This is a genomic window from Burkholderia dolosa, assembly GCF_902499135.1.
Taxonomy (GTDB): domain Bacteria; phylum Pseudomonadota; class Gammaproteobacteria; order Burkholderiales; family Burkholderiaceae; genus Burkholderia; species Burkholderia dolosa.
On the sequence record NZ_CABVPR010000009.1, the window covers coordinates 83844 to 103920 of the forward strand.

Here is a 20077-nt window from a genome sequence, read left to right on the forward strand (position 1 = left end):
CCGCCGGCTTTTCGGCAACGGCGGGCGACGACCCGCCACGACTGGCAAGGAGACACGCACGATGTCCTACACGGAGACGATCGGCCCGCGCACGTACCGTTTCGCGGACCTGAAGACGCTGCTCGCGAAGGCGAGCCCGCTGCGCTCCGGCGACCAGCTCGCCGGCGTCGCGGCGGCGAGCGAGGAGGAGCGCGTCGCCGCGAAGATCGCGCTCGCGGGCGTGCCGCTGAATGCGTTCCTGAACGAAGCGGTGATCCCGTACGAGGACGACGAGGTCACGCGCCTGATCGTCGACGATCACGATGCGGCCGCGTTCGCGGAAATCTCGCACCTGACGGTCGGCGACTTCCGCAACTGGCTGCTGTCGCCGGCCGCCGACGGCGCGGCGCTCGAGCGGATCGCCGCAGGCCTCACGCCGGAGATGGTCGCGGCGGTGTCGAAGCTGATGCGCAATCAGGACCTGATCGCGGCCGCGAGAAAGCGCCGCGTCGTCACGCGCTTTCGCAACACGGTCGGACTGCCGGGCCGGATGTCGGTGCGGCTGCAGCCGAACCATCCGACCGACGACGTGAAGGGAATCGCCGCATCGATGCTGGACGGACTGATGTACGGCTGCGGCGACGCGATGATCGGCATCAATCCGGCCACCGACAGTCTCGCGGCGATCACGAAGCTGCTCGCGATGATCGACGCGTTCCGCGAACGCTACCGCGTGCCGACGCAGTCGTGCGTGCTCACGCACGTGACGAACACGATCGCGGCGATCGACAAGGGCGCGCCGGTCGATCTCGTGTTCCAGTCGATCGCGGGCACCGAGAAGGCGAACGCGAGCTTCGGCATCTCGCTCGCGCTGCTCGCCGAGGCGCGCGACGCTGCGTTGTCGCTGCAGCGCGGCACGGTCGGCAACAACGTGATGTACTTCGAGACCGGGCAGGGCAGCGCGCTGTCGGCGAACGCGCATCACGGCGTCGACCAGCAGACCTGCGAGGTGCGCGCGTACGCGGTCGCGCGCAAGTTCGACCCGTTCCTCGTGAACACGGTCGTCGGATTCATCGGGCCCGAATACCTGTACGACGGCAAGCAGATCATCCGCGCGGGGCTCGAGGATCACTTCTGCGGAAAGCTGCTCGGCGTGCCGATGGGCTGCGACATCTGCTACACGAATCATGCGGAAGCCGATCAGGACGACATGGACAACCTGCTGACGCTGCTCGGCGCGGCCGGCATCAACTTCATCATGGGCATTCCGGGCGCGGACGACGTGATGCTGAATTACCAGAGCACGTCGTTCCACGATCAGCTGTATGTGCGTGACGTGCTCGGCCTGCGCCGCGCACCCGAGTTCGAGGAGTGGCTCGAGACGATGGAGATCGCCGACGCGCACGGCGCGCTGCGCGCCGCGACGTCGCGCGTGCCGCTGCTGGCCGGCGCGAACGACTGGATGGGGCTGTCCGCATGAGCGATGCCGTCGAAAAGAATCCGTGGGCGCAGCTGAAGGCGTTCACGAACGCGCGCATCGCGCTCGGCCGCGCGGGCAGCAGCGTGCCGACCGCGCCGCTGCTCGCGTTCAACCTGTCGCACGCGCAGGCGCGCGACGCCGTGCACCAGCCGCTCGACGCGGACGCGCTGCGGCGCGAGCTCGACGCGGCCGGCTTCGCGACGCTCGGCGTGCAGAGCGCCGCGCCCGATCGCCAGCATTACCTGCGCCGGCCCGATCTCGGCCGCAAGCTGTCCGACGACGGGCGCGCGCTGCTCGCCGGCTACGGCGCCGCGCTCGACGACGCGCCGGACGTCGTGTTCGTGGTCGGCGACGGGCTGTCCGCGTTCGCGGCCGCGAAGCAGGCGCTGCCGCTGCTGCGGGCGGTGCGGCCGCGGCTCGACGCGGACGGCTGGCGCGTCGGGCCGGTGGTCGTCGCGACGCAGGCGCGCGTCGCGCTCGGCGACGAGATCGGCGAACTGCTGCGCGCGAAGCTCGTCGCGATGCTGATCGGCGAGCGGCCGGGGCTCAGTTCGCCGGACAGTCTCGGCGTCTACCTGACGTGGGCGCCGAAGGTCGGCTGCCACGACGCGCAGCGCAACTGCATCTCGAACGTGCGGCCCGAAGGGCTGCCGCACGACGCGGCCGCGCACAAGCTGCACTACCTGATGACGCACGCGTGCCGGCTCGGCCTGACCGGCGTCGGACTGAAGGACGACAGCGACGCGCTGCTGCCCGGCGCGCCGGCCGAGCGGATCGGCGCGGCGTGACGGTGCCGTAATGGCGGTGCGTAACGGTGGTGCGTAATGGCGGCGTCGTGCGCCGCGGCTACTGGAACAGCCGCTCGCACAGAAAGTCGACGAACACGCGCAGCTTCGGCGACAGCTGCCGGCTCGACGGCCACACGATCGAGAACTGTCCCGGCGCGATCCGGTAGTCGTCGAGCACGGTGACGAGCGCGCCGCGCTCGAGCGCATCGCGCGCGAGGAAGTCCGGCATGTAGCCGATCCCGAGCCCGGCGAGCACCGCGCCGCGCAGCGCTTCCATGTTGTTGCACGTCATTGCGGTGCGCAGCTTCAGCGGCGTGCCGTCGTCGGCGGCGAGCGCCCAGTCCTGCAGCTTGCCGGTGGTCGGAAAGCAGTAGCGCACGCAGTCGTGCGTTTCGAGATCGCGCGGCGCGTGCGGCGTGCCGGCCCGCGCCAGATACGCGGGCGTCGCGCACAGCACGAACGCGAACGGGCCGAGCCGCCGCGACATCAGGCTCGAATCGGACAGCGGGCCGCTGCGGATGGCCGCGTCGAACCCGCCTTCGACGACGTCGACCATCCGGTCGTTGAAATCCAGATCGAGTTCCACATCGGGATAGCGTTGCCGGAATTCGGGCAGCACCGGCAGCAGGAACCGGTAGCCGATCACCGGCAGGCTCACGCGCAACCGGCCGCGCGGCTGCTGCGCGGACGCCGTGACGGTCGCCTCCGCATCGCGGAGATCCTCGAGGATGCGCTGGCAGCGCTCGTAGAAATGCCGACCTTCGTCGGTCAGCGTGACGCGCCGCGTCGTGCGGTTGAACAGGCGCACGCCGAGCGACTGCTCGAGCCGCGCGATCGTCTTGCCGACCGCGGACGCGGAGATGCCGAGCGCGCGGCCGGCCGCGACGAAGCTCAGCGCTTCGGCGGTGCGGACGAACGCGACGATGCCGTTCAGGTTTTCCATCGATCGAGCCGACACGGATGACAGTGCAGATTGCGGAATTTTAGTCCGGTATCTGCGGAGCTTTGCGTTGTTTTTCGTCGATTCAATCGGATTTATCTTTGGTCGCTGTTGCGGCGCATCGGCGCCGGCTTTTTCAGGAGCGATGATGGATCAACCGTTTTCTACCGTTTCGACGCGTCGGCGCGCGCTGGTGTTGTTCGCGGTGTGCGCGGCCGCCGTCGCGCTGCCGCTGTCGTTTTCGGGCGGCGCGGTCGCGACGCCGGCGATCGGGCGCGACCTGCACGGCAGCCCGGTCGCGATGAACTGGATCACCAACGCGTTCATGCTCGCGTTCGGCAGCTTTCTGATGGCGGCCGGTGCGCTCGCCGACCAGTTCGGTCGCAAGCGCGTGTTCGCCGTAGGCGTCGGCGGCTTCACGCTGGCGTCGATCGCGCTCGCGTTCGCGCCGTCGATGTTCGCGGTCGACTGGCTGCGCGCCGCGCAAGGGCTCGCGGCCGCCGCGGCGCTGGCCGGCGGCACGGCGGCGCTCGCGCAGGAGTTCGACGGCGCCGCGCGCGCGCGCGCGTTCAGCCTGCTCGGCACGACATTCGGCGTCGGGCTTGCGTTCGGGCCGGTGATCGCCGGCCTGCTGATCGAGCGTTACGGCTGGCGCGCGATCTTCGCGACGGGCGCGCTGGCCGGCGCGCTGTCGCTCGCGTTCGGGCTGCCGCGCATGCGCGAGTCGCGCGATCCGCACGCGACCGGGCTCGACTGGCCCGGCACGGCCGCGTTCACCGTCGCGTTGACGCTCTTCACGTCCGGCGTGATCGAGGCGCCCGCGCGCGGCTGGACGGACGCGCTCGTCGTCGCGCTGCTCGCCGGCTCGGCGCTCGGCGCGGTCGCGTTCGTCGCGATCGAGACGCGCGTCGCGCGGCCGATGCTCGATCTGTCGCTGTTCCGGATTCCGCGCTTCGTCGGCGTGCAGGTGCTGCCGATCTCGACCTGCTGCTGCTACATCGTGCTGCTCGTCGTGCTGCCGCTGCGCTTCATCGGCATCGACGGCTTCAGCGAGATCGACGCGGGCTGGCTGATGCTCGCGATCTCCGCGCCGATGCTGATCGTGCCGCTCACCGCGGCGACGCTCACGCGGTGGTGGCCGGCCGGTACGATCTCGGGACTCGGTCTGCTGATCGCCGCGGCGGGCCTCGTGTGGCTCGACGTCGCGCTGCGCGGCGGCGCGGGGCCGGTGGCGATCGCGCCGATGCTCGTGATCGGCGTCGGAGCCGGGATGCCGTGGGGACTGATGGACGGTCTGTCGGTCAGCGTCGTGCCGAAGGAGCGCGCGGGGATGGCGACCGGCATCTTCAGCACCACGCGCGTGGCCGGCGAGGGAATCGCGCTCGCGATCGTCGGCGCGCTGCTCGCGGCGCTCGCGCACGCGGGGCTGCAGGAAGCCGCGGCCGGCGCGTCGCCCGATGCCACGCTGCGGGCCGCCGCGCGGCTCGCGACCGGCGATCTCGCGGGCGCGGCGGCCGTGTTGCCGGGTGTCGGCCGCGCGGCGCTGCGCGCGAGCTATATGCACGCGTTCGATCGGTTGCTGATCGCGCTCGCGCTGCTCACCGTGCTGTGCGCGGCGGTCGTGTTCGCGTTTCTCGGCGCGCGGCATGCGACCGGCGAAACGCACGACGACGCACACGCGAACGGGCGTGCGCACGGCGACGCGCCGGCGCGCCGCCGCGCCGAACCGGCTTGCGCGGAGACGAACGCGCGTTGAGCGTCGGTGCCGTCGCGTTGTGCTGCTGCCGGGTGCGGCGGCCGCCAGACGCTGCGCGCCAAGCGGGCGCCGAATTCGAAGCGAAGTTGCGACGCGCATGTCCGACCCGAGCGAACGGGCCGCTCGCATGTTCTTCTGCCGCCATCCACACACCGGCGCGCTGCGCCGTCCCGCATCACGCGAGCACGAGCGGCGGCAGCGCCGTATCCGTGCGCGCGTGCGCACGCTCGACCGCGATCACCACGTAGCGCTGCGCGTCGGGCCACAGATGCGCACGGCTGCCCGCATCGTCGTCGATCGTCGCGCGGCCCTGCACGAGCCACGTGCGCTGACGGACGAAGTCGACGAACAGCAGCGCGATCGCCGGGTTCACCAGCAGATTGCCGATCGTGTTGAACAGGTTGTTGCCCGCGAAGTCCGGCAGCACGAGCGTGCCGCGGTCCGGTACGTCGACGAGCGGCGCGAAAGAGCCGTCCGCACGCGGCTGCCTGCCGCGATACGAGCAGTCGCTGTCGCCTGCCGCGTCGGCGGTCGCGACGATCAGGAACGCCTGTTCGCGGATGAACGCGATCGCGTCGTCGGTCAGCGGGCCGGAGTCGTTCATGGTGTCGAGCGGCGTCGAGCCGTGCGTTCGGATGCGCGACCGTCACGCAAGCCGTGTGCCATGAATCTGCATGCGTCGTTCGATACGCGCGGGTGCGCGCGGCTGTCCACCCGCTCGCGCGCACTGTGGAAAAACCGAACACCGGCCGCGCCGCTGCGCAGCCGCGGTGTTCAGAATCGACACACTCGCGCGCGGCCCGCGAACAGGCCGGCCGCGTCGGCCGTGCATCCGTTCGTCGCCCGTTCCGTTTGGCATGCATGTTGCGTAATCGGTGCAGCGCGATCCAACCGGCGCTGCATTCGCACAAGCACGATGAACAGGAGACATGTATGAACCCGTTTGACCTGAAGCAACTGGGCCTCGACGTCGAATATCCGTATCGCCAGCAGTACGACAACTACATCGGCGGCAAGTGGGTGCCGCCGGTGAAGGGCGAGTACTTCGACAACGTGTCGCCGATCAACGGCCAGCCGTTCTGCCGCGTGCCGCGCTCCGGTGCCGACGACATCGAGGTCGCGCTCGACGCCGCGCACGCCGCGCGCCGCAAATGGGGCAAGACGTCCGTGACCGAGCGCGCGAACCTGCTGCTCGCCGCCGCCGACCGGATGGAGAAGAACCTGAAGCTGCTGGCGGTCGCCGAAACGATCGACAACGGCAAGCCGCTGCGCGAGACGATGGCGGCCGACCTGCCGCTCGCGATCGATCACTTCCGCTACTTCGCGGGCTGCATCCGCGCGCAGGAAGGCGGCATCTCGGAGATCGACGACAACACCGTCGCGTATCACTTCCACGAGCCGCTCGGCGTCGTCGGCCAGATCATTCCGTGGAACTTCCCGCTGCTGATGGCCGCGTGGAAGCTCGCGCCCGCGCTCGCGGCCGGCTGCTGCGTCGTGATGAAACCTGCCGAGCAGACGCCCGCGTCGGTGCTCGTGCTGATGGAGCTGATCGGCGACCTGTTCCCGGCCGGCACGATCAACATCGTGAACGGCTTCGGCAAGGAAGCCGGCGAAGCGCTCGCGACCAGCAAGCGAATCGCGAAGATCGCGTTCACGGGCTCGACGCCGGTCGGCAAGCACATCCTGCGCGCGGCCGCCGACAGCCTGATCCCGTCGACGGTCGAGCTGGGCGGCAAGAGCCCGAACATCTTCTTCGCGGACGTGCTCGACCAGGACGACGCGTTCCTCGACAAGGCGCTCGAAGGGCTCGCGATGTTCGCGCTGAACCAGGGCGAAGTGTGCACGTGCCCGTCGCGGATCCTGATCCAGGAATCGATCTACGAACGCTTCATCGACAAGGCGGTCGCGCGCGTCGAGCGCATCAAGGCCGGCCACCCGCTCGACATGCAGACGATGATCGGCGCGCAGGCGTCGCAGCAGCAGCTCGACAAGATCCTGTCGTACATCGACATCGGCCGCGGCGAAGGCGCGCAGTGCCTGACCGGCGGCGAGCGCACCGCGCCGGCGGCCGAACTGAACGCCGGCTACTACGTGAAGCCGACGATGCTGCTCGGCAACAACAAGATGCGCGTGTTCCAGGAAGAGATCTTCGGGCCGGTCGCGTCGGTGATGACGTTCAAGGACGAGCAGGAAGCGGTCGAACTCGCGAACGACACGTTCTACGGGCTCGGCGCCGGCGTGTGGACACGCAACGGCACGCGCGCGTACCGGATGGGCCGCGAGATCGAGGCCGGCCGCGTGTGGACGAACTGCTACCACCTGTACCCGGCGCATGCGGCGTTCGGCGGCTACAAGCAGTCGGGGATCGGCCGCGAGACGCACAAGGTCGCGCTGTCGAACTACCAGCAGACGAAGTGTCTGCTCGTCAGCTATCAGGCCGAGGCGCTCGGGTTCTTCTGATCGTCGACGTACGCGTCGACACGTGGCGCGCAGGCGGCCGGCCGCGCAGTATCGCGTCCGGCCGCTCGCTCGCGCGTTCGGCGCACGTAGGCCGCTGGCTGCCGGGCCGACGTCGAACGCGCGCGGGCCGGGCGGGCGCCGATTCCGCGTGCGGAAGATCGAGCGTCCGGCAGCCGAGATCGGCTCGCTCGCCCGCCCGCGCGGCATTTATTTTTCTGGCACGAACATGGCGGAACCGCCCCGATCCTTCGCACGACATCCGGTGTTTCACACGGGCGAACTCGACGCGCATCGCCGCTTCGGCGTCGTCGACGAAGCGGAGCGGATGAGCGACGTCGTGACGACGCGGCTCAGCATCGGCGTGCGGCAGTTCGTCGAAGCGCAGCCGTTCATGTTCGTCGGCACCGCGTTCGGCGGGCGCGCGCCGCTCGCAGCCGACATCGTGCTGGGCGCGCGCGACTGCAACGGCGAGCGGCTGCCGGTGGTTCGCGTGATCGACACGAAGACGCTGCGGTTCGCGTTGCCCGTGCGCGACGACGGCAGCCGGATCGACGCGGCCGCGTGCGACGGCTGCGGCGTCGGGCTGCTGTTCGTCGACTTCATGCGCGGAATTCGTTATCGGATCAACGGCCGCGCGACGCTGCGCACCGATCTGGCGGAAGCGGACGCGGCGCCGTGGCCGGCCGGCAGTCCGATCGTCGAACTCGCGGTCGCGCAGGCATACGGCAACTGCGGGACGCGCGTCGTGCGGCTGCGGCCCGCGACGAGTCTATAGGCGGCTGCGGCTGCGGCTGCAGCTGCGGTTGCGGCTGCGCCGCCCGCGCCGCGATGCGCGGCCGTCGCGCGCGCCGCACCGGCCGGGTGCGCGGCACGCCGCGTCCGGGTGCGCCCGCATGGCGCGCGTCGGCCGAACCGCGTGGAATGACGGGCCGGCCGCGGGTCGAGCGGTTCGGCACGGGACTTGCGTGACGAACGCGATGCCGCGCAAGTGACGGAGAAACACGATGGACGCACGACTGGAGCGCAACGACGAACCGACGGCCGAAGACACGCGGCGCAACGCGCTCGGCGACGACGCGCTCGCCGGGCAGGCGGTCGTCAGCGTCGCGCACGACGCCGACGAGCAGGCGCGCAACCTGATCGGCTGGCGGCAGACCTACGATCAGCTCGCGGCCGGCCGCTTCGTCGGCACGCTGACCGAGCTGCCGCTCGACACGATGAAGCTGTTTCGCGAATCGACGAGCCACGTGCTGCGTCAGGCGTGCGAGGTGCGCGGTGACGCGTACTGGTTCGGCATTCCGCTCGCCGGCGACGGCACGGCGCGCGTCGACGCGTGCCGCATCGGGCCCGGCGCGCTCGCGTTCCGGCCCGGCAACGTCGAATTCGAACTGCTGACCCCCGCGCAGTTCTCGATCTACGGCGTCGTCGTGCGCGGCGACGTGCTGCGCCGTTATGCGGAGGAAGTCGAGCGCCGCGCGCTGGACGAGCGCGTGTTCGCGCAGCGCGTGATGCAGATCGGCGACGCGCGGCTCGCGCGCCTGTGCGCGCTGCTCGGCCGGCGGCTCGACGGCGCGATGGCCGCGGCCGCGCCGTTGCCGGACGCGCAGCGCGACGAACTGCAGGCCGAGGTGCTGGCCGCGCTGTTCGACGCGTGCGCGCAGCCGGCCGACGATGGTGCGGGCAGTGCGCCGTCGACGCGGCGCTGGATCGTCGAGCAGGCGCGCGACTACGTGCTCGCGCATCGCACGCGGCCGGTCGGCGTGCCCGAGCTGTGCGAGCAGCTTCACGTGAGCCGGCGCACGCTGCAGTACTGCTTCCAGGACGTGCTCGGAATGGCGCCCGCCGCGTATTTGCGCGCGCTGCGGCTGAACGGCGCGCGGCGCGACCTGTGCGGACGCGCGGCAGGCTCGGTGCAGGACGTCGCGGAAGCGTGGGGCTTCTGGCATCTGAGCCAGTTCGCGACCGACTATCGGCGGCTGTTCGGCAAACGGCCGTCGGAGACGCTGCGCGAGCGGCCGGCCGCGGTCGCGCTTGGCTGAAGGGCTGGACGGCTGAACCGCTGAACCGCTGAACGGCCGAGCAGCCCGTATGCGCAGCGACGAACGCATGCCGCCGCGCGCACGGCTCGTCGATCGTTACCGCGTGCCCGTTCGCGACGCGTTCGACGCCGACGTCGCCGCCGCTTCGCGCGGCGCCGGCCATGCGACCGCATCCCAGTCGATCGCGCGATAGGCGGCTTCGACGGCGGCGAGGTCGGCCGGCCGTTCGCTGCGATGCAGCCCGTGCAAGTCGGCCGGCACGTCGAGCATGATCGACACGCAATGCGGATAGTCGCGCACGCGCAGCGCCGGCGCGATCGTCGTGAAGCACGCGAGCGTCGGCACGTCGAATCCGTCCGCGACATGCAGCGCGGCGGTGTCGGGCGCGAACAGCATGCTCGCTCCGTTGATCCATGCGATGAACCGGGCCGTGTCGGCGGCGTCGCCGCTCACGTCCGTGTAACCCGGATGCGCGACCGGACCGAAGCCGACCACCGGCAGTCCGTAGCGCTGCACGAGCCGATCGACGAACGTCGAGCGTAGCGCGGGCGGCACGCTGCGCACCGCGGTGCTCGCGCTCGGGCAGAACAGCACGTACGGGCGCTGCCACGCGGCCGGCAACGCCGGCAGCGGCAAGCGCGCGAGCCAGCGGTTGCGTTTCGCGGCGGCCGGCACCGCGGCCGCGTCCGCGCCGAGCGCATCGAGAAAGAAATCGATCATCGGCAGCCGCGCGAATGCAGGCCAGTACAGGTGATTGCCGATATCGATGCGCGGCTCGTGCGCGGGCAGCGCATCGGCCCGATACGGCAGCGCGTGCGACGGCGCGACGACGTCCGCTGCGAGCGCATACAGCGCCTCCACGTAGCGCGGCGCGCGAGCCGGCCGGTACAGCGTGAAGCGCAGCCGCGGATGCGCATCGCGCAGCGCGGCGAGCGCGCTCAGCCCGATCACCGAATCGCCGAGCGCGACACCCATCCCGTTGATCACGTGCACGTGCGACGCATCGCGATAGTCGAGCCGGAACGGCCGGTGCGCGGCATTCAGCAGCCCGAGCGCGGGTGCGGCGGCGATGTAGCCGTCGGCGCGCGTGTCGCCGTGTTCCAGATCGTACGGGGCGACGAGCGTGCCGTCCGGCGCGAGCAGCGTGCCCGGATAGGCGAGTGCATCGTCGTGCGACAGCAGTCGGCCGGCCGGCGCGGCGTGCATGGCGATCGTCATGCGCTGCGCCCGCGGCGGCCCTGCTCGCGGATCTGCTCGAGCGTCGCGGCCGGTGTGCTCGCGTCCTGCGGGATGCGGATCTCGATCAGCGCGGGCAGCCCGCAGGTCAACGCGCGCTCGAGCGCGGGCGCGAAGTCGGCCGTGCGCTCGACCGTTTCGCCGTGCGCGCCGAACGCGCGCGCATAGGCGGCGAAATCCGGGTTGGTCAGCGCGGTGCCGTGTACGCGGCCCGGATAGTGACGTTCCTGATGCATGCGGATCGTGCCGAATTGTCCGTTGTTGACGACGATCGCGACGATGTTCAGCCCGTACTGCATCGCGGTCGCGAGTTCGTTGCCGGCCATCATGAAGCAGCCGTCGCCGGCGAGCGCGACGACCGCGCGCGACGGATACAGCGACTTCGCGGCGAGCGCGGCCGGAATCCCGTAGCCCATCGCGCCGCTCGTCGGCGCGAGCTGCGAGCGGAAGTGCCGATACGCGAAGTGCCGATGCAGCCAGATCGCGTAATTGCCGGCGCCGTTGGTCAGGATCGCATCGCGCGGCAGCCGCTCGCGCAACTGCACCATCACTTCGCCGAGCTGCACGTCGCCCGGCATCGGCAGCGGCGCGTGCCATTCGCGGTACGCGCGATGCGCGTCGGCCGCTGCGCCGGCCCACGCCGGGTGCGCGGGCGGTTCGAGCGCGGCGAGCGGTGCGGCGATCTCCGGCATGCCGGACACGATCGGCAGATCGGCCGCATACACGCGGCCGAGCTCGTCCGCGCCCTGATGCACGTGGATCAGCGTCTGGCGAGTCTTCGGGATGTCGAGCAGCGTGTAGCCGCCGGTCGTCGCTTCGCCGAGGCGCGGCCCGAGCACGAGCAGCAAATCGGCATCGCGGATGCGCTTCGCGAGCGCTGGATTGATGCCGAGCCCGACGTCGCCCGCGTAATTCGGATGCGCATTGTCGAACGTGTCCTGATAGCGGAACGCGCATGCGACCGGCAACTGCCAGCGCTCGACGAACGTACGCAGGTTCGCGCACGCGTCGGGCGTCCAGCCGCTGCCGCCGACGATCGCGAACGGCCGTTGCGCGCGCGCGAGCCGCTCGCGCAGCTCGGCGAGCTGTGCGGCCGACGGCGCGGCGGCCACGCGTTTCGCGGCCGGCACGACGGGCTGCGGCGCGCACGCGTCGGACAGCACGTCCTCCGGCAGCGCGAGCACGACCGGCCCTGGCCGTCCGGACATCGCGACGTGGAACGCGTGGCTCAGGTATTCGGGGATGCGGCGCGGATCGTCGATCTGCGCGACCCATTTCGTCATCTGGCCGAACATCCGGCGGTAGTCGATTTCCTGGAACGCTTCGCGATCGAGGTGCTCGCGCGCGCACTGGCCGACGAACAGGATCATCGGCGTCGAATCCTGGAAGGCCGTGTGCACGCCGATCGACGCATGCGTCGCGCCGGGCCCGCGCGTGACGAACGCGATGCCGGGGCGGCCGGTCAGCTTGCCGACCGCTTCGGCCATGTTCGCGGCGGCCGCCTCGTGGCGGCACACGACGGTCTGGATGCGCGCGGTGTCGTCCGCGAGCGCATCGAGTACCGCGAGAAAGCTCTCGCCGGGCACGCAGAACACGCGTTCGACGTGATTGGCGAGCAACGCATCGACAAGCAGTCGCGCGCCGGTGGTCGCGCGCGGCTCGAGATCCTTGGAATGCGACATGGGCTGCCGTCTCCCTGGGTAGCGGGACGTACAGCTTACGCTGGTTGGCGGGGCGGTGAAAGCTGGCCGAACGGCCGATTACGGTGCAGCGGACCGGGATTGCGCGACGAGCGGCCGATACGTCGCGGGGGCGCAAGCGTTCGCTGGAACGTAGTGGCAAGTCGAAATTTTCGTCGGTGTCCGATAGCTTGACGTATCTCGGATGACTAGGCTCGTGTGTTCACGTTCTCATCCATTGATTTTCGATGACGACTGGGGACCGCGCGCCACTCGCATGAGAGCGGCACGTTTCGATGAATGATTTTTACGGGGGCGGCGGAGATGCATATTTGTACGTTCGAACTGAATGACAAACCGATCAGCAGGTTCGAGATCGCGGGGCGGGTGTTTCCGGCGTTTTCCGGAGCGGGTCCCCATGCCAACAAGCGGACATTCATGTGCGTGCCCGACCTCGGGCCGTTGCCGGTCGGAACGTATTACATCGTGGATCGAAAATCGGGAGGATGGCTGGGCGCGCTGCGCGACAGCATTGCCGGCAACTCGGAATGGTTTGCGCTCTACGCCGACGACGGCCGAGTCGACGACGAGACATTTTGCGACGGTGTGAAGCGAGGCCGGTTCAGACTTCATGCAGGTAGCATCAGCAAAGGCTGTATCACGATCGCAACACAGGCGGACTTCAACGTGATCAAAGGAATGCTGCGCGGCAAGAGCGAGCATTTCATCCCGGGTCGAAAAACTCGCTATTACGGCAAGGTGATCGTCAAATGAAGCGTTTGCTCAAGGCGACTGCCTGGGTTTTTTCTGTCTTCGCTCTTGCGCTCTCGTACATGTTTGCCTGGGCGCACACTGTCGACCTTTTTCCGGAGTACCCCGGACTGGCTCCGCTGCTGATGGCGCTGACAAAATCTCTGCCTTGGGACGACGGTTCGCCGGAATGGCTGAACTTCCATTACAGGCTGTGTGTCGCGCTGCTCACGGTTACACCGCTTGTCGCCGGCATTCGGTTGCTAGGTTGGTTGTTCAGCCGAAGGCGCGCTCGCGGGCGAGAGCCAATCGCATAACGACGCATAAGCGTTGCTCGTCCGCTCGTCACGCGTATGCCTGTCGCGGTCGCATGCCGACTGCTATGGCGATTCCGATACCGTCGGCCGCCGTTGTTTCGCCGGCCCGATCGCACGTAGCCATGTACGAAACACGCAAGCAGCGCGTTTCGTACACCCGCAAGATTTCAACGTGGTCCGAAGCCTGCTGACCGGTACACATGTTCATATTCTGGGTAGCAATATCAAATGCTACGGAAAGGTGACGGTGGAATGAAAGGCGCTTTTTGCGGGCTCGTATGGGCGGCTCGGGGCATCGGATGGACGCTGTTCGTGTCCGGGCTGATGCTGATCTATATCTTTATCGGATCCCGTATCGACGGGATGTTTCCGGCGTTTCCCGCGTTGATTCGCTTCTCCGATGCCATTGCGGATCGGCTGCCGTCGCTGGACGGAACGCATGAGACGCGGGATGACCTTTACATGGTGCTCGTCGCCTTCGTCGCAGTCGTCCCGCTCGTCATCGCAGGCCGGCTGTCATGGCTGTTTCGGCGCCGTTGGCTGGCGCTGTTGAGCGAAGGGTTGCGCACGCGAATCGTGCAACTTTATCGGACGTTATGGAAACGTAACCGCGGCGTGCGATATCTGGTTCGCGGTGTCGTCGCGGGGATTCAGATTGTTTCACTGACGATCGCGTACTTCGTCGCCTGGGCGCTTACGGCCGACCTGTTCCCGGACTACCGCGTATTGCGCCCCGCGGCAGACAAGGTCATGGATTGGCTCGCGTGGTCGGACAGAACGCCCGAAGATCGGGACGCCGTGTACGCGCTGCTCGTCTCGTTCGTCACGGTCGCGCTGGTCGCCGGCATGGTGAAGCTGCTAGGACGGTGTCGGCGTCGCGCAGCTGCGTGCCCGCGCCGCGACGACCGTCCGTAACGCCGTTCAGCGCGCGGTTCGTTCAGTCCATCCGCCGAGCGTTCCGCAGCGGCGGGTCGGTCGTCCGCCGCTTTGCGTTGCCACATCAGCACTCGACGATATTCACGGCCAACCCGCCGCGCGACGTTTCCTTGTACTTCGTCTTCATGTCGGCGCCCGTCTCGCGCATCGTCTTGATCACCGAATCGAGCGACACGTAATGCGAGCCGTCGCCGCGCAGCGCCATGCGCGCGGCGTTCACGGCCTTCACCGATGCCATCGCGTTGCGCTCGATGCACGGAATCTGCACCATCCCGCCGACCGGGTCGCAGGTCAGCCCGAGGTTGTGCTCCATGCCGATCTCGGCCGCGTTCTCGACCTGACGCGGCGTGCCGCCGAGCACGGCCGCGAGCGCGCCGGCCGCCATCGAGCACGCGACGCCCACTTCGCCCTGGCAGCCGACTTCCGCGCCCGAAATCGACGCGTTCAGCTTGTACAGAATGCCGATCGCGGCGGCCGTCAGCAGGAAGTCGATCACGCCCTGTTCGTTCGCGCCCGGCGTGAAGCGCGTGTAGTAGTGCAGCACGGCCGGAATGATGCCGGCCGCGCCGTTGGTCGGCGCGGTGACGACGCGGCCGCCGGCCGCGTTTTCCTCGTTGACGGCGATCGCGTACAGGTTGATCCAGTCGACCATCGACAGCGGATCCTGCAGCGCGCGCTCCGGATTGCCGGTCAGCGCGCGGTACAGCTGCGGCGCGCGCCGCTTCACCTGGAACGGGCCGGGCAGATTGCCGTCGGCATCGGGATTGCCGATTCCGCAGCCGCGCGACACGCACGACTGCATGACCGACCAGATCTTCAGCAGCCCGTCGCGCGTTTCCTGCTCGGTGTGCCATGCGCGCTCGTTCTCCCACATCAGCTGCGCGATCGACTTGCCGGTCGACTCGGTCAGCGCGAGCAGCTCCGCGCCGGTGCGGAACGGGTGCGTCATCTGTTCGGCCGCGCTGAGCACCTTCGTGTTCGGCGCGCCGGCCGTCACGACGAAGCCGCCGCCGACCGACAGGTACGTGCGCTCGACGAGCATCGCGCCGTTCGCATCGGTCGCGCGCAGCTTCATTCCGTTCGGATGCTCGGGCAGCGCCTGCCGGTAGAACGCGATGTTGTCCTTCAGCACGAACGGCACCGGATGCTTGCCGAGCAGCGCGAGCTGCTTCGACGTGCGCACTTCGTCGAGCCGTGCGTCGATCGTGTCGGGGTCGACGGTGTCGGGCGCGTCGCCGAGCAGCCCGAGCATCACGCCGCGGTCGGTGCCGTGGCCCTTGCCGGTCGCGCCGAGCGAACCGTACAGCTCGACCTTCACGTGCGCGGTCGCGTCGAGCAGCCCGTCGCGCTCGAGGCCCTGGACGAACATCAGCGCCGCGCGCATCGGCCCGACCGTATGCGAGCTGGACGGACCGATGCCGATCTTGAAGAGGTCAAACACGCTGACTGCCATTTCGATTCCTGCCTTGCGTAAAAGTACTAGCGCGCCTGCAACGGCAGGCACGCGGCGAGCCATGCGGGCGGCATTGGAGAAAGTTGCTGCGCGACGCGGGCATAGCGCCCGTCGAGCCGCGCGGCCAGATGAAAGAGTTCGGTGGCGTTTTTCGGGTCCCACTGCCCCGTGTAGCCGGGCAACCCGGCCTCGCGGCGCTTCGCGTCGAACGGCACCGCCGAATGCACGAATTCGTCGTGCGTCTTCTCGCCGCGCGCGTACGGCACGAGCCAGTCGAGCGCCGCCGCGAGCGTCGCGCCGTTCGCGCCGCGCTCGCGCAGCCAGTTGCGGTTGAAGCGGCGCGCGGCGAGCGCGGCCGTCACCAGCGGCTGCAGATCGTAGACCGTGTAGTGCAGCGCGTCGCGTTCCTCGAAGTCCCACGTCTTGCCGTCCGGACCGATGTTGTCGGCCAGATGCTCGACGAACAGCCGCTGCGCGGCGTTCATCATCTTGCGGTCGCCGAGCGTGAACGCGGACAGCGCGATCAGCTTGATCCGGTGACTCTGCCAGTTGTTGCGCCACGTACCGGTGAGCGGACGCTTCTGCGCGTCGATCTGCGCGACGTAGCCGGCGCCGAGCTTCGCGATGAATGCGGCGGCCGCGTTGCGCGTCTTCACGGGCAGCGCGCTCGCCGTCATGTCGTACGCGATGATCAGGCTGTCGAAGCGCGTCTCGTCGATCGGGTTGAAGCTCGGCTGATACGTCGCGACCCACGCGGACAGGAAGCGGTCGACGAGCTGCAGATAGCGCGGCGCGTTCGTCACGCGCCACGCGAGCGCCGCGTCGCGCATCAGGTCCATGTCGCGCAGCGCGTCGACGCTCTGGTCGTAGATGCCTTCATGCGGGAGCGTGCCTTCGGTGTGCACGCGCACCATTGCCTTCGGCTGCTCGCCGATGCGCGCGTCGACACTGCGGATCAGTGCCTGCACGCCCGGCTCCGCATGCGTGGTCTCGCTGGCCTGCAACGCAGGCGCCGCGCAGAAATTCATCGCGGCGCGCGCGTGGCCGGCCGTGCCGAGGCCGGCAGCGACGAGCGACAGCGACGCGACGAGCATCGGCATCGAGCGGCGCGCGCGCGGATGCTGCCGCGTCGCCGCCTGGCCCGGAAACATCGGACGCACCATGCGGAACTCCTTCATTGGCTGGATCGCGTGTGATGTTAGCCGGATTGACGGGCGAACGTGAGCGGGATCGCGCGCGGCGCGAACGCAGCACGCGATACGAGGCTGCGTACCGCGCACTCGCCGCCGGGCGATGTCGCGCGACGCGTGCGTCAGGTCACGCGTACTCGGACATCGGCACGCACGAGCAGAACAGGTTGCGGTCGCCGTACGCGTTGTCCGCGCGGCCGACCGGCGGCCAGTACTTGTTCGTGCCGAGCGACGCGACCGGGTACGCAGCCTGCTCGCGCGAGTACGCATGCGGCCACTCGTTCGCGGTGACGACGGCCGCCGTGTGCGGCGCGTGCCGCAGCGGGTTGTCGTCGCGATCAGCGCGGCCTTCCTCGACCGCGCGGATTTCTTCGCGGATCGCGATCATCGCGTCGATGAAGCGGTCGAGCTCCTCCTTCGACTCCGATTCGGTCGGCTCGACCATCAGCGTGCCCGGCACCGGGAAGCTCATCGTCGGCGCGTGGAAGCCGTAGTCCATCAGGCGCTTCGCGACGTCGTCGACGGTGATGCCGCTCGTTTCCTTGATCGGGCGCAGATCGAGGATGCACTCGTGCGCGACCAGCCCGCCCGGGCCCGAATACAGCACCGGATAGTGCGGCGCGAGACGCTTCGCGATGTAGTTCGCGTTGAGGATCGCGGTTTCGGTCGCGGCCGTCAGGTTCTTCGCGCCCATCATCGCGATGTACATCCACGAGATCGGCAGGATCGACGCGGAGCCGTACGGCGCGGCCGACACCGCGCCGATGCCGTCCTCGCTGCGTGCATAGCCGGTCGAACGCTGGTTCGGCAGGAACTTCGCGAGGTGCGCGCCGACCGCGACCGGGCCGACGCCCGGGCCGCCGCCGCCGTGCGGGATGCAGAAGGTCTTGTGCAGGTTCAGGTGCGACACGTCGCCGCCGAACTGGCCCGGCGCGGTCAGGCCGACCATCGCGTTCATGTTCGCGCCGTCGACGTACACCTGGCCGCCGTGCGCATGGACGATCTCGCAGATCTCGCGCACGTTCTGCTCGAACACGCCGTGCGTCGACGGATACGTGATCATGATCGCCGCGAGATTCGCCGAATGCTGTTCGGCCTTCGCCTTCAGGTCGGCGATGTCGACGTTGCCCTGCGCGTCGCACGCGACGACGACGACCTTCATGCCCGCCATGTGCGCGGACGCCGGGTTCGTGCCGTGCGCGGATGCGGGGATCAGGCACACGTCGCGATGGTCTTCGCCGCGCGACGCGTGATACGCGTGGATGATCAACAGGCCCGCGTACTCGCCCTGCGAGCCCGCGTTCGGCTGCAGCGACACGGCCGCGTAGCCGGTTGCCGCGACCAGCATCTGCTCGAGCTGGTCGATCATCTCGCGGTAACCGACGGTCTGGTCGGCCGGCGCGAACGGGTGCATGCGGCCGAATTCGGGCCACGTGACGGGCAGCATCTCGGACGTCGCGTTCAGCTTCATCGTGCACGAGCCGAGCGGAATCATCGAACGGTCGAGCGCGAGATCCTTGTCGGACAGGCTGCGCAGGTAGCGCAGCATCTCGGTTTCCGAGTGATGACGGTTGAATACGTGGTGCGTCAGGTACGCGCTCGTGCGCTCGAGGCCGGCCGGCAGTGCGGCGACGCCGTGCAGGCCCGCGTCGAGCGCATCGACGGCCGGCGCGGTGCCGCCCGCCGCCTGCGCGAACACCGCAAGCAGGTCGGCGAGGTCGTCGCGGGTCGTCGTCTCGTCGATCGACACGCCGACACGCGTGTCGCTGACGCGGCGCAGGTTGATGCGCTTCGCGTTCGCGAATTCGTGGACCTGCGCGGTGCGCGCGCCGGTGTCGATCGTCAGCGTATCGAAGAACGTGTCGTTGACGATCGTGAAGCCGAGCTGCTTCACGCCGGCGGCGAGCAGCGCCGCGATCCGGTTCACGCGCAGCGCGATCGTCTTCAGTCCGTGCGGGCCGTGATAGACCGCATACATGCTCGCCATGATCGCGAGCAGCGCCTGCGCGGTGCACACGTTCGACGTCGCCTTCTCACGGCGGATGTGCTGTTCGCGCGTCTGCAGCGCGAGGCGCAGCGCGGGCTTGCCCTGCGCGTCGACCGTCACGCCGACGAGACGGCCGGGCATCTGGCGCTTGAATTCGTCGCGCACCGCGAGATACGCGGCGTGCGGGCCGCCGAAGCCCATCGGCACGCCGAAGCGCTGCGTGTTGCCGACCGCGACGTCCGCGCCCCATTCGCCGGGCGGCGTCAGCACGGTGAGCGCGAGCAGGTCGGCCGCGACGACGACGTGGCCGCCGGCCGCATGGATCGCTTCGGTGAGCGCGCGGTAGTCGCGCACGTCGCCGTTTACGCCCGGATATTGAAGCAGCACGCCGAACGCGTCGGACTGCGCGGCGTCGGCGGCGGGGCCCGTCTTCACTTCGATGCCGACCGGCAGCGCGCGCGTGCGGATCACTTCGAGCGTCTGCGGCAGCACGTCGTCGGCCACGTAGAACACGTTCGATTTCGGCTTGCCGGTGCGCTGCAGCAGCGTCATCGCCTCGGCCGCGGCGGTCGCCTCGTCGAGCAGCGACGCATTCGAGATCGCGAGGCCGGTCAGATCGGTCACCATCTGCTGGAAGTTCAGCAGCGCCTCGAGGCGGCCCTGCGAAATCTCCGGCTGGTACGGCGTGTAGGCCGTGTACCACGCCGGGTTCTCGAGCACGTTGCGCAGGATCACGGCCGGCGTATGCGTGTCGTAGTAGCCCTGGCCGATATACGAGCGGAACACCTGGTTCTTGTCCGCGAGCGCACGCAGCGCGGCGAGCGCTTCGGCCTCGCTCTTCGGCTGCGCGAACGGGCCGAGCGGCAGCGGTTCGGTGCGGCGGATCGACGCCGGGATCACGGCGTCGATCAGTTCGGCGCGCGATGCGAAGCCGAGCGTGTCGAGCATGGCCTGCTGGCTGGCGGCATCGGGGCCGATGTGGCGTTCGGCGAACGCGTCGTGCGTTTCGAGCGCGGCGAGCGAGAGGGGCGTGCGGTTCATCAGGCGGTCCGGGTGTTCGAGCTTCATGGCGTGACTCTGGCTCCGC

At 69.1% G+C, this 20077-nt stretch carries 16 protein-coding genes; 9 read left to right on the forward strand and 7 right to left on the reverse strand.

Going from position 1 to position 20077, the window contains the following annotated elements; genetic code table 11:
* Window positions 1-61 precede the first annotated feature (61 nt).
* Both BUB20358_RS06630 and eutC read left to right on the forward strand, forming a co-directional pair.
* The gene (locus tag BUB20358_RS06630; RefSeq protein WP_006762947.1) at window positions 62-1459 is read left to right on the forward strand and encodes an ethanolamine ammonia-lyase subunit EutB; all 1398 of its coding nucleotides are present in this window, start codon (window positions 62-64) and stop codon (window positions 1457-1459) included.
* Window positions 1456-2247 carry an ethanolamine ammonia-lyase subunit EutC gene (gene eutC, locus BUB20358_RS06635; protein WP_035971430.1) on the forward strand — a complete coding sequence of 264 codons (792 nt, stop codon included), beginning with the start codon at window positions 1456-1458 and terminating at the stop codon, window positions 2245-2247. The genes BUB20358_RS06630 and eutC overlap by 4 nt, the downstream gene beginning before the upstream one ends.
* 58 nt (window positions 2248-2305) lie before the next feature.
* Here eutC and BUB20358_RS06640 read toward each other — a convergent pair whose 3' ends face one another.
* Window positions 2306-3190, reverse strand: a complete 885-nt coding sequence (locus BUB20358_RS06640; protein WP_006762945.1) for a LysR family transcriptional regulator — start codon at window positions 3188-3190, stop codon at window positions 2306-2308.
* Window positions 3191-3335: 145 nt separating this feature from the next.
* On the opposite strand from BUB20358_RS06640, the gene BUB20358_RS06645 reads away from it, so the two are divergent.
* Window positions 3336-4943, forward strand: a complete 1608-nt coding sequence (locus BUB20358_RS06645; RefSeq protein WP_035971428.1) for an MFS transporter — start codon at window positions 3336-3338, stop codon at window positions 4941-4943.
* 175 nt (window positions 4944-5118) lie between these two features.
* On the opposite strand, the gene BUB20358_RS06650 is transcribed toward BUB20358_RS06645, so the two are convergent.
* A complete protein-coding gene (locus BUB20358_RS06650) occupies window positions 5119-5547 on the reverse strand; it encodes a pyridoxamine 5'-phosphate oxidase family protein (RefSeq protein ID WP_035971427.1) in 429 nt (142 codons plus the stop codon).
* A gap of 329 nt (window positions 5548-5876) precedes the next feature.
* Here BUB20358_RS06650 and exaC point away from each other — a divergent pair, with 329 nt between their 5' ends.
* From exaC to BUB20358_RS06665, 3 genes are all read left to right on the forward strand, one after another.
* Window positions 5877-7403 carry an acetaldehyde dehydrogenase ExaC gene (gene exaC, locus BUB20358_RS06655; protein WP_035971426.1) on the forward strand — a complete coding sequence of 509 codons (1527 nt, stop codon included), beginning with the start codon at window positions 5877-5879 and terminating at the stop codon, window positions 7401-7403.
* Between the two features lie 226 nt (window positions 7404-7629).
* Window positions 7630-8178, forward strand: coding sequence for a hypothetical protein (locus tag BUB20358_RS06660; RefSeq protein WP_035973218.1), 549 nt, complete (start codon window positions 7630-7632; stop codon window positions 8176-8178).
* Between the two features lie 229 nt (window positions 8179-8407).
* Window positions 8408-9442, forward strand: a complete 1035-nt coding sequence (locus tag BUB20358_RS06665) for a helix-turn-helix domain-containing protein (protein WP_006762942.1) — start codon at window positions 8408-8410, stop codon at window positions 9440-9442.
* Between the two features lie 96 nt (window positions 9443-9538).
* On the opposite strand, the gene BUB20358_RS06670 is transcribed toward BUB20358_RS06665, so the two are convergent.
* Both BUB20358_RS06670 and BUB20358_RS06675 read right to left on the reverse strand, forming a co-directional pair.
* Window positions 9539-10660, reverse strand: coding sequence for a glycosyltransferase family protein (locus BUB20358_RS06670; protein WP_035971425.1), 1122 nt, complete (start codon window positions 10658-10660; stop codon window positions 9539-9541).
* Window positions 10657-12360 (reverse strand): thiamine pyrophosphate-binding protein, encoded by a 1704-nt coding sequence (locus tag BUB20358_RS06675; RefSeq protein WP_035971424.1) that lies wholly within the window; start codon window positions 12358-12360, stop codon window positions 10657-10659. The genes BUB20358_RS06670 and BUB20358_RS06675 overlap by 4 nt, the downstream gene beginning before the upstream one ends.
* Before the next feature lie 297 nt (window positions 12361-12657).
* Here BUB20358_RS06675 and BUB20358_RS06680 point away from each other — a divergent pair, with 297 nt between their 5' ends.
* The 3 genes from BUB20358_RS06680 to BUB20358_RS06690 all read left to right on the forward strand — a co-directional run bounded on the left by BUB20358_RS06680 (window position 12658) and on the right by BUB20358_RS06690 (window position 14339).
* Window positions 12658-13131 carry a DUF2778 domain-containing protein gene (locus BUB20358_RS06680; protein WP_006762940.1) on the forward strand — a complete coding sequence of 158 codons (474 nt, stop codon included), beginning with the start codon at window positions 12658-12660 and terminating at the stop codon, window positions 13129-13131.
* Window positions 13128-13424 (forward strand): hypothetical protein, encoded by a 297-nt coding sequence (locus BUB20358_RS06685; protein ID WP_035971420.1) that lies wholly within the window; start codon window positions 13128-13130, stop codon window positions 13422-13424. The genes BUB20358_RS06680 and BUB20358_RS06685 overlap by 4 nt, the downstream gene beginning before the upstream one ends.
* 252 nt (window positions 13425-13676) lie before the next feature.
* On the forward strand, window positions 13677-14339 hold the full coding sequence (locus BUB20358_RS06690) for a hypothetical protein (protein ID WP_035971419.1): 663 nt from the start codon (window positions 13677-13679) through the stop codon (window positions 14337-14339).
* An 85-nt stretch (window positions 14340-14424) separates the two neighbouring features.
* Here the strand turns inward: BUB20358_RS06690 and BUB20358_RS06695 are convergent, their stop codons facing one another.
* The 3 genes from BUB20358_RS06695 to gcvP all read right to left on the reverse strand — a co-directional run bounded on the left by BUB20358_RS06695 (window position 14425) and on the right by gcvP (window position 20058).
* Entirely contained in the window at window positions 14425-15813 is a 1389-nt protein-coding gene (locus BUB20358_RS06695; RefSeq protein ID WP_006762938.1) for an L-serine ammonia-lyase, read from the reverse strand.
* Window positions 15814-15839: 26 nt separating this feature from the next.
* Window positions 15840-16976 carry an alginate lyase family protein gene (locus BUB20358_RS06700; RefSeq protein ID WP_035973216.1) on the reverse strand — a complete coding sequence of 379 codons (1137 nt, stop codon included), beginning with the start codon at window positions 16974-16976 and terminating at the stop codon, window positions 15840-15842.
* Window positions 16977-17130: 154 nt separating this feature from the next.
* Window positions 17131-20058: an aminomethyl-transferring glycine dehydrogenase gene (gene gcvP, locus BUB20358_RS06705; protein WP_006762936.1), complete on the reverse strand. Its 2928-nt coding sequence runs from the start codon at window positions 20056-20058 to the stop codon at window positions 17131-17133.
* Window positions 20059-20077: the final 19 nt, after the last annotated feature.